The sequence below is a fragment of the Ruegeria sp. AL1 genome, from assembly GCF_056540905.1.
This window is the reverse complement of record NZ_JBQFXP010000001.1, coordinates 415,932-428,659: the sequence shown is the minus strand read 5'-3', so window position 1 is coordinate 428,659 and position 12,728 is coordinate 415,932. Positions and strand designations below refer to the sequence as shown.

The window sequence follows — 12,728 nt, the reverse complement described above, 5'->3', positions numbered from 1 at the left end:
CCGAATGGATCATGACACGCAGTTTTTCGAGCAGGCTTTTCAATGGTTGAGTCAGGCGACAGGTGGAAGAATGCGAAGAACTAGCCTTATTAATTCTAGCCTACTTCCTACGCCTGCTTTTGAAAGGACGGAAGAAACCTGGTTCTTTGCAGTCGTCGGGCTTGTCCCGCGCCTATCTGCTATCTCTGCAATACTTGCGCCATCAACAATCCATCGGCATACGTCAGTTTCTGCCTGGGTCAGTTCGTAGAGTTCGGAAAACCTGTCCAATCGAAGGTAAGGTACACGTTCGGGGTCAATAATAGTCACAAGGGCTCCATCCAGTCCTTGCTCCAACTCGGCTTTGCTATCACTGATAGGCCCGATGTCTAGTAAGAACGGTGTTAGACCGGAGTACCGCTGTATTGTGACCAAGGATTCATGTCGATTTGCTTGACCTTGCGCAGTGTTACCGACGTCTAGGATGTGGGCTTGAATCTTGGATGTAACACTGGGGTCATAGGTTGTGATTGTTCCATCACGAGAAAGCGAGATGCCGTCCTTCAAGTTAAAAATCCTCTCAGCCTCGGCATTCTTAACTATGATCTGCCCATCCGGCAGCGCAATAGCGATGCCTGCCTGAACTTGATCAAGCACCGTAAGTGCTGCCTTGTAGCGAGCTTTTAAAAGTGCAAAAACGCGACCAATTTCCAACGCTTTCGAAAGATGTGGAAGAAGAAGACAGGATCTTTCCCTCGCGAAACGCGGGATTTCCAGCACCTTTTGATCAAAGCCGATACTCATGGCATCAAACCAAACGGCATCATTGTTCAAGCGTATTCCCAAACGGCGGGCTACACCAGTTCTTTTTCTGAGGAACGCGTAGTCCCTTCGAGCGTCCAGAGCTTCCGCCGAAAGCCCTATTTCTAAGTCGGGGATCGGCTGATGCATCGGTTGAGCCCGGAGAAAATCCCAATCCTGATTCTGCATCTTTGACAGCCAAGCGCCGTAGAACCAGCCCGCTGGAGTGCGAGAAAAATCCAAATAAACACTCGACATCATTGTCAAATCTTTTGATCCAGCCTTTTTGCCTCGGATAACCAATGCGATGGCCTTAGCCTCAATGGCAGCGGCGGTAGCGTCCAGTGCACGCCGCCAAGCTCCTGGATTTACAGCAGTATCGTAAATAAACTCGAGAGCTCGATAGCCTCGCATGTCCATGTCGCCAACAACCTCCCTGCTTGAACGACTTGCATCACAAAGAGCTCAACAATTCGTACCCGTCTTTCAGTAGCAGTTATTGGGACGATTTGCCCCGAGTCTACTTTATCTAAACATTGGGTCACCAAACATTCGAAAGTGACCAGAGGTTTATTATAGAGCAAGTTCATACTTTGTTTCAGATAGAAATCACCCAGGTAAACTTGTTAAAGAATGACCGTGCAGCGCTACAGCAGTGGAATTTGCGCCCAGAGCAAGCTTTCTGGTACACTATTGGTGTGGAAATAACACGTGACCAGAAAGAGTTGGCAGGCCTTAACCGTCGAGAATTTGACGACCTTCAGAATGAAATCGCAGGTCGTGAAACGGGGCGCCAAGCGCGCTTTTTGAGGGATGGGCCGGGCTCAGAGGCCGCCAAGAAGAAAGAACGGGATGCACAGCGGGCTTTGACCCGACTGGCGCAACTGCTGAATGACCCGATTTACCACGCCAAATACGATCATGTGTTGCAGGTGCTATCAGATGCGGAACGCGCAACCGAAACCGCTATCGATCAATTGAACGCTCAAATCATGGCCGCTCAGGCCGAATTGGACGACATGATGGGCCGGGCCGCGCGTTTGCCGGACGGCACGCGGGTGTTCCGCGATGCGAATGGTGTTGTCAGGCGCGAGGACGGGTCGGTCGTGGGCGATCATCTCGTCGACACAATTATCTGGTCGGGGAACGAACCCAGCTTCGAGGATGTCCAAGCTACGAAGCAAAGCCTCGAAGACCTGCAGACAGCATTGGATGATGTGACCCACTATCAGAACGATATCCTTGGCCCGTCGCGAGACAGGATCACTGACCCCGATGATCCGCCTTCGCTCGAAGGTTTGGATAGTATTGAAGACGACATTCAATCAAAGATGCCGCAGATCGTGCAGGACTACATGCCTGAGACGACCGCCTCCACGCCGGATACACCTTCGCAGAGCATTGGCGTTCCGAAACTCGGCGGCTGATCGTCAGTTCAGCGGGCCGCACGCCTCTTGCAATACCGCCAGAATGGTTCCGCTGGGATGATAGCTTCCATATTGCGCGATGGTTTTTCGGATAAGTGAATCACGCTCCGCCTTCTTCCCGCCTCCCAGATACCAACCATCTATGCACGCGGACTTCTCTGGTGCGATCTGTGTCAGAACTACGCCCGCCATAGTCACCGAGGTCTGGATATAGCTGTTCTGTGCGCTTTCATCCCACTGAGCGAAATCCGTGCCGGTGTATCGCGTCACCCATTTCATCATCAAAGACGGCTTGTTCGATTTGGCCTGCAAAGAACTGTTGGATAGCGGTTTCCAGATCAGTTGGGCGGATCGGATCGTACGAACAAATTCGTCCGATTGTGGCGACGGCTCCAACGGTGCAGACCCTGCGAACGCGACAGCAAAGGTGCGGAGGCGTGACCGCATCAAGTTCACGTGCTCGAACTCTGCATGTGGCCTGAACGCCTGGGCGAAACCCTCCGCTCTTTTGATCTGCGGTCATTGCAGGACCCCGATGCATCCTGCTGACACGCTGGTAGCAAGCAAATGATCCCGTCGTCCCTCATACTGGTCGGCGGCGTCGCAGCCTGCTCGATCTGCGGTGGTGCCGCGTTCAAGCAGTTCGCGGTTACCCGTGAACCTCTTTGGTTGGTTGCAGGCGTCATCGCCTACAACATTTCAAATGTTGGCTGGTTGGCGCTGATCGACGAGACCGGATTGGCGCGTGCGACCGCGCTTGCGGCAAGCGTTCAGATACTCGGACTGACTGCCGTTGCGGCCTTCACGGGAGAACGCATTGCTCTGACCGGGTGGCTCGCCGCTGCCTTGATCTGTCTCAGCATCCTCGTTTCCTCGAGGCCCCCTGAGTTCAGGCAACGATCCGGCACCGCCTCCGAAACACCGAGCGACGCGACATCCGAGCCATCCCACCCCGAATTCCCCAAATCAAACCAGAGGAGGCTCAAGTGAAACCGTCACCTGAAGATCGTGGCCCGTTCTTGTCGAGCACATCTATCTACGCGCTCTGCAAGCAATATGACGCGACCGCAAAACCAGCCCTTGGAGCGTTGGCGATGATATCTGCCGTCTTGTCGGGGGCAGGATTGCTGAGCCAGTTCCAAACACCGGATCTGTACGACTTTCTCTTATGCGCGCTTATGGGGTTTAGCCTGTATCAAATTGCGCGCGTCATGTGGCGCGGGGCATGGGATCTCCCAACCTATGAGACCAGACGTTCCCTTTCGATCTACGCGCTCGTCGCTACGCTCGGGTTCTCTGCCTATGCAGGGGTGTCTGTCACTGCAAACCTGAGTGCGACAGCGGGTGAAGTCAGCCGGAACCTTGCCGAACTTGGCTCAATCGATGGGCTTGAGAACGCAGGGCAAGAGTTCGCCTCACATGTCGATATGCTGAATATCCTCAGCGCGGCATTGGCCGAACGCGCGGCCCAGGCCGCGCGGCTCGAGCAAGCAGAAATCAATGGTCAAGGACCGACGGGCGTGCCAGGGCGCGGATCAGTGTCCAACTCCTTCGGCGCATCTGCCGCCAAATACCGCCAGGCTGCGAAGACGATTGATGATCTGCTGGCGCGCGCCAACGGCCATATAAACAGCATGACAGAAGCGCTGACCGCGCTTCGGGCCGCTCAGACCGACAATAGCCTGTCTGGGGCCGAACAAGACGCCCGATTGAAGGTTTTGTCGTCGAAAGTGATTGCGGAAATGCGGTCGCTTATGGCGCTTGATCCAGCACGCGCTGTCCGCGCCGCCGCTTCGGTTATCGCAACTGGTGTGCCGACGCAAAGTCGGGCTAACGCGCAATCGCAAGCCCGCATCGCAGAGATCAGTGCTGGCATGCGCACTTATGCGCGCGAACTTGAAGCTGAAGCAGACCGCATCGCAGAGCTCTCGCCGGAGCTACCCACACAGTCGACGCTGAGCACTGCCGAACGCCTGTTACAGACCGCTTGGCGTCTGCCAGCGCTGACAATGGCCGCTCTGTTGCTCGATTTATGCGGCTGGATAGCTGTCGGGTACAGGGTTGCCATCTATCAGGCCTACAAGACCAAACGCCGCGAAGAAACCGAACGGGTCGTTCCGAACTATGTGACGCTCGAAGACTTTGGACGCGTCGAAGAATTTTTCCGGCGCATGGCCGAGTCGAAAGCCGGCATTGAGGACGGCTCAAGCGCGAAGAAGCGCGGTCGCCCCATCGGCTCGAAAAACAAACCGAAGCCGAAACCCGCGCTTCCGGCGAAGAAAAAGCTCGATCCAAAAGACCCGAAAGGCGGTTCCAATGCGTAGTGCAAAAACACTCGTGAACTATTGGCCGTTGCCTATTGCCGCCCTGATGAGTGGCGCGATGCTTATCAGCACGGTCATGGACAAGGTCGACATGCCTGAGTGGCTGACCGATGCCTTCACAGCACCACCTGAAACCCCCGACGCACCGCCATCTAAGCCTGATTTGGGCACCGATGTACCCTATGCCCCCGCACCCGGTCGGGATGACCGGACACCGGTTGCGTTTCTTTCGCATGTTTTTGGTCTCGACGATGGTGGGTTGCCCAAGAAGCTCACCGGGATCGGGCCGGTCTTCTGGGATCATGCGGGACACGGCACAGGCGCGTTGATTGCGCCCGATATTGTCCTGACGACTGCCCATCTCTTTACCGAGCGCGGAAAGTGGGATGGGCCTTATGGGCCAACCGACAAGCCCCCGGCACCGTCAGATGGGCGCATCTATCTGAAAGCCTGCGGACAGGCCTATGACCTGAAAGCCATCCATCTTGGTAGTCTGGCCCCTCGTGCAAGGTTGGGCGTGGATTATGCCATTGCCGAGCTCGCAACACCCGCCTGCGAAGCGGCGACTGTTCTTCCGGTCGCGTTGACGCCGGACGACCTGGCCGACGCCGAAGACCAGATTCTTCTGAACATGGGGGCCTATCGTTTCGCCGATCTGGATCGCTACGCGCGTCATCCGCTTTTTGCGGATCGTGATGTGGGTACCAACAAGTTCGAGCGCTTTGCGGTGTTTGGTGTGCGCTGCCGAGCCACAGGCCGGGAAGACACCGGAGACGTTCCCGACGGCTCAACGGCGGTGATCAACACCGAGGGTTGCGATGGTGTGCCCGGTGGGTCTGGTGGTCCGCTTCTCGTCTCGCGAGACGGTGGCGCGACCTACAGCATCCTTGGTGTGGCCAACAGCTACCGCCCCGATACCGAATATAACAACTACAGCCGGATCGAAGGCGCATTTGCAAAACACCTGGCGCAGTTTGTTGATCTCATTGAACTGCCTGCAGCTTCGGCGGTCGCTGCAACCCGCCCATCCCACATCACGACCGACGATCCGCTAGGGCCTTGGGATGAGATGAGACACCAAACCAAGGAGGATCAACAATGAACTGGCTTATGGGATTGGGTGGCGGTGGTGGCGGGAAACCCGCGAACCCGCTGATTGCCACCAGTGGCAAATGGCTGGCGACCTTTGTTGGCATCTATGCCGCGATCTTCTGGACACCGGATGCTTGGGCGGCGTGGGAGAATACCATCCTGCGCGCCATCCACGCGAGATACGATGGCGGAACTGCAGCATTCGTCTACTGGCTGCTGAAACTCGGGGCCTATCCGCTGGTGTTTTTTGCCGTGCGTATGGGTCTCGGCATCGCCTTCGTGTCCCTTGTCATGTGGATCATCAACCGCTTTTTCGGAGGGCAACGCTGATGCGCGGGAATAACTCTGCCAACCGTTTCGGCTCAAGTGACTGGGCAAAGACCGAGCATCTGGAGGGCGCAGGCCTCTTCAATCAGACGCCGATGTCGATCTTTCTTGGTTTCTTTGACGGGCGTCCGGTCTATTTCCATGGCCCCGCCGGATTGACGATCACGGCGGGCGCTCGCGCTGGAAAATTCCGGGATGTGCTGTGCCGCAACCTGCTGTCCGGCACATGCCTGCAATCACTGATCATGCTCGATCTCAAAGGCGAAGGCGCTTACGTCAGCCAAGACCAGACAAAGGACGGGAAGTTCCTCGCCTATTGGAACCCGGCCAATCTTCACGGTCTGCCGCAGGACCAGATCAATTTCCTTGGTCATATGCGCATGGACAGCCCGACGCTTGTCTCGGATGTCAAAGTCTTCTGCGAGAACATGATCGCCAGAGGCCGTTCGAATGATTCTGAATACTTCATCGGGCGCGGGCGGGAATATCTGGAGGCCATGTGTCTGGCGGTGATCGAACTGACCGGCGAACTGACTTTCCCGGCACTCTATGAAGCGATCAATCTGATCCCGACCGGGGGCGATCAATGGCTCGATCTCGCTTTCCACATGTCGCGGTCGCGTTTCCCGCTGGTCCGCAGCGTCGAAGCCGAAATCGCCAATTCCAGGGACGATTCCACCAACAGCTTTCGCGGCATCCTTGGTGAAGTGTTGCGCTCGGTTGCCTGCCTGTCTGATCCGATCCTCATGGACTCCGTCTCGCCGCCTTTTACTATGAAGATGGAGGATTTGATCTCAGGCGAGCAGGCATGGCAGCTCTATCTGATGCCGCCTGCGGAGTTTGTCGGTGCCTGGGCACCCGTGATCAAATCGGCCTTTGTCTCTGCGATGCTATTGAAATCCCGTGCACCGTCTGCCCGGCGCATCACGTTCTTTCTGGACGAATGCGGCCAGTTGGGCGGTGAGACCGGCTTTCCGCTTGTTGCGCGCCTGTATACATATGGCGCGGGCATAGGCATTCAGCCAGTTGCGGTATTCCAGTCCAATGGACAGATGAAGGGTCTTGGCCCCGGTGCCAAAGAGCTCATTCTTTCCAGCAGCGCCGCAACCTTGATGTTTGCCTTGCGGGGTGACTGGGAAAGCTGTCTCGATTGCTCTCGTCGGCTAGGCACCCAGACGCTGGCTTATGACGACACATTGGCCCAGCAGCGTGCGATGCATGCGCGCAATCAGGCGCTCCACTCTCTGATTAGTGGTGGTGACCCAATGCAGGCCGCGTTTGCTGTGTCTCAACATAACTTCGAACAGACCTATCAGACCAAGCAGCGGCGCGATCTTCAGACACCCGACGAGATCATGAATATGCGCAATGATCGCGCCTACCTGTTCCACGAAGATGTGTCTTACCCGATTGAGATTGAGCGCCGCCCGTATTGGCTGTCGCGCGAATTGGCCGGTTTATACCACCCGAATCCATATTTTCCGCCGATCGATTGCGTGACCGTGCAAACCCGTTGGGGCCAGCGCACCCGCCGCGTCATTCGCGAACCTGTCAATGCGTGCTTCGCCCATCTTCCACAGTACCGCCACGGAATGTGGTCTCGGGTGGAGATGTGATCCATGACCAAGCGACAGCCCATCACATATGCGGACAGCGTCCCTGATCTACCCGTCAGCGATTTTGCCAGGCGCCTGCAGGAGGTGCGGATCGCGCGCGAGTTCGCGCAGAAAAGTGAGGCAAATGACAATCTGGACCACGCCTTCGCGCAGCTGGTCACCCACTTGGCCGAAAAGACGATGGTAGAGAAGGATCGGCCCCATCCCGCGCCGCGTCCTTCACCCGATATGGCCGCTGAAGTCGACGCCGCAGACTTCGATACGCGCTGGGAAGCCGAACGCCAGCGGCACACGCAATCGTATTCACCTCAACCTCAGATAGGAGACACCACCATGTCAGACGACACCCAAGCACGCCGTCCTGAAGAAACCCTGCGCGAAGGCCCTCTGAAAGCTGCTATTTGGCGCAACGATGGAGAGAACGGCGCGTATCATTCAGTCACTGTCTCGCGCACCTACAAGGATCGGGATGGAAAATTGCAGGACACACAGAGCTTCCGCCCGAAGGACATGCTGGGGCTCTCAGAGCTCGCGCGCCGCGCCCATCACGAGGCCCACGATCTGGATCGCGCGGCCTTCAAGGAGCATCGCCAGAGCCAGCAGGATCAGGGCCAATCGCGTGACAAGGGGCATTCGCGGTAGTTGCATCACTTATGCGTACGAGAACTCAACCTGATGAAAAATAGGAATTTATTCCTTGCTCTAGTCTGCTCTTGCCTATAGTGTGTTCCTCTTTTGTTCTATCTATGGAGGAGCAACGCACAACGAAAGGACGCCTATGAAAGACACTACCGACCCGCCCACATCCAAACGCCCCAGCATCCGTCTGAACCTCGAAGACTGGCTACCTTATCTCGAAGTCAGCGACGCCACCGAGGCCGAGAAGGTCGAACTGATTGAAACCTTATGGAACATCGCCATGGCCTTTGTCGATCTTGGCTGGGATCTCGATTCTGGTGAAGAAACCAGTGGACAAAGTCTCGATCTCACCGCCGTCCTTCGTGCCGCTGTGTTAAACTCAAAGGACAACGACAAGGAGGGTGTATGACACAACGCGCTATCATCTACTGTCGGATCAGCAATATCAAACAGTCCAGGGATGGAGATGGTCTGTCGTCCCAAGAGACACGGTGCCGTCAATATGCCGAAGCCAAAGACTATGACGTGGTCACAGTTTTTCCTGACATCGTAAGCGGCGGTGGCGACTTCTTGAAACGATCCGGAATGGTGGCGCTGCTGGCGTTTCTTGATGCCCATCCCGACGAGCGCTTTGTGGTGATCTTTGATGACCTCAAACGTTATGCCCGCGATGTGGAGTTCCATCTCAAGCTAAAGCGGGAGATGGATTCGCGTGGTGCGATCCGCGAATGTTTGAACTTCAACTTCATGGACACGCCCGAAGGTGAGTTCCACGAAATTATGATTGCTGCGACAGGTCAGCTTGAGCGTCAGCAGAATGCGCGTCAGACTCGCCAGAAGATGAGGGCGCGGATGCAGAATGGATACTACGTTCATCGCAGCCCTGTGGGGTACAAGTACCAGCGTGCCAAAAACGGTGGTAAAATGCTGGTGCCAGATGCGCCGTGGGATGAAGTCATACGTGAGGCTTTCGAGAGCTACGCCTCTGGCCGTTTTCAAACCCAGGCAGAGGTAAAGCGATTCCTCGAACGGACGCCGGGCTTCCCGCATCTCAAGAAAGGGCGACTCGCGCAGCAGCGTGTGACCGACATTCTAACGCAGCCTGTTTACACCGGACATATCTGCTCCGAGAGATATGGCATCCACTGGCTCAAGGCGCAGCATGAGGCGCTTGTCTCACTGGAAGTCTATCAAAAGGTGCAAGATCGTCGTGCTGGCAAAGCGAAAGCCCCAAAGCGCGCAAACATCGGCGACAAGTTTGCGCTGCGTGGGACCGTCTGTTGTGCAGGTTGTGATGTACCGCTGCGTTCATCCATCACAAAAGGCAATGGCGGGCACTACGCTTACTACCTATGCCAAACAAAGACCTGTGATCATTATGGGAAGTCGATAAAGCGCGATCAGCTTGAGGGTGATGTCGGCGACATCATCAGAACGCTGCAACCTGATCCAACATCCGTTCAACTGCTGACCGATATGTTCCGCTGTATCTGGGACGCGCGGCGTGACCAAGTGGCAGAAATCCTGCGCGCAAGCAAACGCCAGATCGCCAGCGTGGATAAGGAAATCGAGAAACTCCTCGACCTGATCATGGCCTCTAACAACAGAACCGTGATCCGGAAATACGAGGAGAAAATCGAACAGCACGAACGTAATAAGGCCCGTTTGTCCGAAAAACTAGCCAAACAAGCTGAGCCCAAAGGCAATTTCGAAGAGCAGCTAGAACCGGCAATCACCTTCCTCACAAACCCTTGGAAACTCTGGGAAACACCGGGGAACATGCAGGTTCATATACGCAGATTGATACTGAAACTGGCCTTCAAAACCCGCATCAAATACTGCCGGAATCAGGGTGCTAGAACCCCGGAAAAAGCGTTACCATTCAAAGCGTTAAGGGGGATTACAGACCCTCAAGTCTGTTTTGGTGCCCCCACACGGACTCGAACCGCGGACCTACTGATTACAAATCAGTTGCTCTACCAGCTGAGCTATAGGGGCACTAGGTGTCGATTAATCGGTCAATCCTCGGACTGCAAGCCCGAATTTGTGTTCATTGTGAGCTCAGAGAAATTTCATGTGTGCTGGCAATCAGTCATCCTGAACCGAATGGAATTTGACTGATGCCGGCGCTGCCTGTAACCGGAAATGTAAGAGGTGACGGAACAAGGACTTTCGCCGGATGCAGGTGGCCATTCACGCAGGCGCGATGTTTACCGATGGGGGCCGAATTCTCAAGCTGATGCAGTCCAACGCCAAGGTGATGGCCGAGGCCAACCGGGCTGTTTTTGGCGTGAAGGCTTTCAAACGCGTGTTTCGCGCGCCGCTCAGGCAGTGCGATTCTCTGACCACAGCAGAGGACACGTTTCGTGGATTCCAAAACCTGCTGCCCGCAGACCGCCGGATCGAGCGGACCGTTTTGGCCAGCGCAGAGTTCATTGGTGAAAACGACTCGGTCATTCAGGATGGTCAGTTCTACGCGCAGGCCGGTCGGCGTTTGGGGTATCTCAGTCACGTGTTCAGCGACAACCCGGTCGAGTTATTTGTTGGATTGCGCAATCCGGGCAGTTTCATTCCCAAAGCTCTGATGCTTCTGCCGTTGGATGAGCGGCAAAACACCCTGAATACGACGGATCTGAGTTGCCTCAGTTGGTTGACGATGATCGAGGATATCCGCGATCTGGCGCCAGACGTGAAAATCACGCTGTGGCGCAACGAGGATTCGCCACTGATCTGGGGTGAAATCATGTGCGCGATTGCCGGGTTGCCGTCGAATACGCCGCTTAACAGGGATCTGATCTTTTTATCCTCGCTGGTTTCGGACGCAGGCAAGCAGAGAATACAAGCGTTGCAGGGGCAGGGACTTGATCGGGAAAACCCCACACGAAGAACCGAATTGGCAGACATATTTCGGCAACACGCCCTGCCAGAAGCCATTGAAGAGGATGTGGAGTTAGAGGGGTGGAATGAAGACATCCTCGCCTCGTTCACTGAGCTATATGAACAGGACCTCGCACGTTTGCAATCGATGCCCGAGATTAATTTCATCAGCCCATAAATTCGGGTTGCATGAATGAGTGTCTTTTCAATCGGATGAGCAGGTTGTAAGTGTTCCCCATGTCTCGAGGAAGGTGGTATTTCCCACCTTTCTCGACGCGCGGGCGTGATGGAATGGTAGACATATCGGACTTAAAATCCGAAGGCCCTAGTGCCGTGTGGGTTCGAGTCCCACCGCCCGCACCACTTTATCTCAGGCAGACGAAAAGATCAGACGGGATACCCCAAGTCTTTGACCAACCGCCAGATATCTCGGTTGAGGGTCGAGAGCTGGGCCACGACATCCTCGATATCCTGCATCGCTTGGTCGTCGACTGTGTCCTCGCGCCCCAGTTTGATATCTGTCTTCCGGTCCGCGATACGCATCAGGATCGTCTTGGGATTCCCGCTTTCCTGATCAAAGGAATAGATGCAGTGGTTGAACTTGTTGCGCACTGACGAGAGCCGCGCGAGACGCTGCGTATGCTCCAGAATCGGATCTCGCACCTCGGCGGGGCGCCCTTCCATTTTTGCCAGACGTTCAACCAGATCAATCCGGGCGCGGGTCGTGTTCAGTGTCAGAAAGATGATCACGGCCACATCTTTCTTTGCGCCGGTCAGACCCGCAATCAGGTGTATCAACAAACTTTCGGTGTTGGTCCAGATGTAGTTCAGCCGACCGACCAAAAGGATCAGCCGGTCAAACCGGGCTTCGAAAGGCTCACTCAATGTGGACACCGCGCGCCTCTCCGGGTGCAACCTCGAAATAGAAATGGGCGGCGGCCGTGCGGTTGCTGACGCCCAGCTTGCCTGACACATTGTGCATGTGCAGCTTGACCGTATGTTCTGTAATGCCCAGTTTCGAGGCGATGACCTTGTTGCTTTTCCCTTGTGAAACCAGCCGCAGAACCTGCTTTTCGCGGCGCGTCAAAGTGGAATAGAGCGGCAGCTTTTCAGCCGACCTCCGCGTTTTGTCAGGTGGGACAGTGCGCTGGACCTCGGGCGTTTCGATCCTGGCAGAAAAAGATGGAGCAAGAAAGCAAGGCAAAAACAGCTCTTCATGCATCAGCAGGCGCAAGATCGAGCGCCATACATCCGGGGTGACGTTCATCGGCAGATAGCCAATGTCGCCAAACTGCGCCCGGTTCCAACTGTCGAACATGTACCGGGCCGCGCTTTCTTTCCGAAACGCGAAGGCGAGGCACCCGGCGCTGGCAGCCTGACTGTATTCTTCCGGACGCGCCAGCAGATCGTCAGTCAGCAACTGATCCACCACCACAACGCGCGCACCCTGACCGGACTGTGCGACAAGCGCCTCCAGACTGTCATGGCGAAATGCAGTGACGCCAAACTCTGTCTGCACGCTTCTCAGGGTCTGGTTGGAATAAAACAGCTCTTTCCCGATGAAATTGATAGATAGCTCTTCAGTGGTAGTATAGTCGTCACGGGTATTACCATTCAATGAAATACTCATTGACGTCGCCCCCTCC

Annotated in this window: 14 protein-coding genes, 2 tRNA genes and 1 pseudogene; 11 read left to right on the top strand and 6 right to left on the bottom strand. The window is 55.6% G+C overall.

What is annotated here, in order from left to right; all coding sequences use genetic code 11:
* Positions 1-51: 51 nt before the first annotated feature.
* Positions 52-1,200: a helix-turn-helix transcriptional regulator gene (locus tag ACRZ9X_RS02170; RefSeq protein WP_480515715.1), complete on the bottom strand. Its 1,149-nt coding sequence runs from the start codon at positions 1,198-1,200 to the stop codon at positions 52-54.
* Between the two features lie 116 nt (positions 1,201-1,316).
* Here ACRZ9X_RS02170 and ACRZ9X_RS02165 point away from each other — a divergent pair, with 116 nt between their 5' ends.
* On the top strand, positions 1,317-2,207 hold the full coding sequence (locus ACRZ9X_RS02165) for a hypothetical protein (protein ID WP_480515714.1): 891 nt from the start codon (positions 1,317-1,319) through the stop codon (positions 2,205-2,207).
* 3 nt (positions 2,208-2,210) lie between these two features.
* Here the strand turns inward: ACRZ9X_RS02165 and ACRZ9X_RS02160 are convergent, their stop codons facing one another.
* Positions 2,211-2,654 (bottom strand): hypothetical protein, encoded by a 444-nt coding sequence (locus tag ACRZ9X_RS02160; RefSeq protein WP_480515713.1) that lies wholly within the window; start codon positions 2,652-2,654, stop codon positions 2,211-2,213.
* 120 nt (positions 2,655-2,774) lie between these two features.
* On the opposite strand from ACRZ9X_RS02160, the gene ACRZ9X_RS02155 reads away from it, so the two are divergent.
* The 8 genes and pseudogenes from ACRZ9X_RS02155 to ACRZ9X_RS02120 all read left to right on the top strand — a co-directional run.
* A complete protein-coding gene (locus ACRZ9X_RS02155) occupies positions 2,775-3,197 on the top strand; it encodes a hypothetical protein (RefSeq protein WP_480515712.1) in 423 nt (140 codons plus the stop codon).
* Positions 3,194-4,531, top strand: a complete 1,338-nt coding sequence (locus ACRZ9X_RS02150; RefSeq protein WP_480515711.1) for a hypothetical protein — start codon at positions 3,194-3,196, stop codon at positions 4,529-4,531. The genes ACRZ9X_RS02155 and ACRZ9X_RS02150 overlap by 4 nt, the downstream gene beginning before the upstream one ends.
* On the top strand, positions 4,524-5,633 hold the full coding sequence (locus tag ACRZ9X_RS02145; RefSeq protein ID WP_480515710.1) for a trypsin-like serine peptidase: 1,110 nt from the start codon (positions 4,524-4,526) through the stop codon (positions 5,631-5,633). The genes ACRZ9X_RS02150 and ACRZ9X_RS02145 overlap by 8 nt, the downstream gene beginning before the upstream one ends.
* Positions 5,630-5,953: a hypothetical protein gene (locus ACRZ9X_RS02140; RefSeq protein ID WP_480515709.1), complete on the top strand. Its 324-nt coding sequence runs from the start codon at positions 5,630-5,632 to the stop codon at positions 5,951-5,953. Before ACRZ9X_RS02145 ends, ACRZ9X_RS02140 begins: the two co-directional genes overlap by 4 nt.
* Entirely contained in the window at positions 5,953-7,566 is a 1,614-nt protein-coding gene (locus ACRZ9X_RS02135) for a type IV secretory system conjugative DNA transfer family protein (RefSeq protein WP_480515708.1), read from the top strand. The genes ACRZ9X_RS02140 and ACRZ9X_RS02135 overlap by 1 nt, the downstream gene beginning before the upstream one ends.
* 3 nt (positions 7,567-7,569) lie before the next feature.
* Positions 7,570-8,208 (top strand): hypothetical protein, encoded by a 639-nt coding sequence (locus tag ACRZ9X_RS02130; protein ID WP_480515707.1) that lies wholly within the window; start codon positions 7,570-7,572, stop codon positions 8,206-8,208.
* A 136-nt stretch (positions 8,209-8,344) separates the two neighbouring features.
* Positions 8,345-8,614: a hypothetical protein gene (locus ACRZ9X_RS02125; RefSeq protein WP_480515706.1), complete on the top strand. Its 270-nt coding sequence runs from the start codon at positions 8,345-8,347 to the stop codon at positions 8,612-8,614.
* Positions 8,611-9,411, top strand: a pseudogene (locus tag ACRZ9X_RS02120) (recombinase family protein); the annotation flags it as partial. The gene ACRZ9X_RS02125 and the pseudogene ACRZ9X_RS02120, both read left to right, overlap by 4 nt.
* A gap of 144 nt (positions 9,412-9,555) precedes the next feature.
* Here the strand turns inward: ACRZ9X_RS02120 and ACRZ9X_RS02115 are convergent.
* On the bottom strand, positions 9,556-9,852 hold the full coding sequence (locus ACRZ9X_RS02115) for a hypothetical protein (protein WP_480515705.1): 297 nt from the start codon (positions 9,850-9,852) through the stop codon (positions 9,556-9,558).
* Positions 9,853-10,127: 275 nt separating this feature from the next.
* Positions 10,128-10,203 (bottom strand) — tRNA-Thr (locus tag ACRZ9X_RS02110).
* A 181-nt stretch (positions 10,204-10,384) separates the two neighbouring features.
* Between ACRZ9X_RS02110 and ACRZ9X_RS02105 the strand changes: the two genes are divergently transcribed.
* Together ACRZ9X_RS02105 and ACRZ9X_RS02100 are read left to right on the top strand one after the other, a co-directional pair.
* Positions 10,385-11,260: a hypothetical protein gene (locus tag ACRZ9X_RS02105; protein ID WP_480515704.1), complete on the top strand. Its 876-nt coding sequence runs from the start codon at positions 10,385-10,387 to the stop codon at positions 11,258-11,260.
* Positions 11,261-11,359: 99 nt separating this feature from the next.
* Positions 11,360-11,445: transfer RNA gene (locus ACRZ9X_RS02100), tRNA-Leu, on the top strand.
* A 24-nt stretch (positions 11,446-11,469) separates the two neighbouring features.
* On the opposite strand, the gene ACRZ9X_RS02095 is transcribed toward ACRZ9X_RS02100, so the two are convergent.
* Positions 11,470-11,976 (bottom strand): hypothetical protein, encoded by a 507-nt coding sequence (locus ACRZ9X_RS02095; protein WP_480515703.1) that lies wholly within the window; start codon positions 11,974-11,976, stop codon positions 11,470-11,472.
* Positions 11,960-12,712, bottom strand: a complete 753-nt coding sequence (locus tag ACRZ9X_RS02090) for a helix-turn-helix transcriptional regulator (RefSeq protein ID WP_480515702.1) — start codon at positions 12,710-12,712, stop codon at positions 11,960-11,962. Before ACRZ9X_RS02090 ends, ACRZ9X_RS02095 begins: the two co-directional genes overlap by 17 nt.
* Positions 12,713-12,728 lie beyond the last annotated feature (16 nt).

Bases quoted from the DNA above. Each gene is read 5' to 3' on its own strand.
- ACRZ9X_RS02155 (WP_480515712.1), top strand. From the start codon at position 2,775: ATGATCCCGTCGTCCCTCATACTGGTCGGCGGCGTCGCAGCCTGCTCG.
- ACRZ9X_RS02125 (WP_480515706.1), top strand. From the start codon at position 8,345: ATGAAAGACACTACCGACCCGCCCACATCCAAACGCCCCAGCATCCGT.
- ACRZ9X_RS02145 (WP_480515710.1), top strand. From the start codon at position 4,524: ATGCGTAGTGCAAAAACACTCGTGAACTATTGGCCGTTGCCTATTGCC.
- ACRZ9X_RS02170 (WP_480515715.1), bottom strand. From the start codon at position 1,200: ATGGACATGCGAGGCTATCGAGCTCTCGAGTTTATTTACGATACTGCT.
- ACRZ9X_RS02135 (WP_480515708.1), top strand. From the start codon at position 5,953: ATGCGCGGGAATAACTCTGCCAACCGTTTCGGCTCAAGTGACTGGGCA.
- ACRZ9X_RS02130 (WP_480515707.1), top strand. From the start codon at position 7,570: ATGACCAAGCGACAGCCCATCACATATGCGGACAGCGTCCCTGATCTA.
- ACRZ9X_RS02140 (WP_480515709.1), top strand. From the start codon at position 5,630: ATGAACTGGCTTATGGGATTGGGTGGCGGTGGTGGCGGGAAACCCGCG.
- ACRZ9X_RS02105 (WP_480515704.1), top strand. From the start codon at position 10,385: ATGCAGGTGGCCATTCACGCAGGCGCGATGTTTACCGATGGGGGCCGA.
- ACRZ9X_RS02160 (WP_480515713.1), bottom strand. From the start codon at position 2,654: ATGCGGTCACGCCTCCGCACCTTTGCTGTCGCGTTCGCAGGGTCTGCA.
- ACRZ9X_RS02090 (WP_480515702.1), bottom strand. From the start codon at position 12,712: ATGAGTATTTCATTGAATGGTAATACCCGTGACGACTATACTACCACT.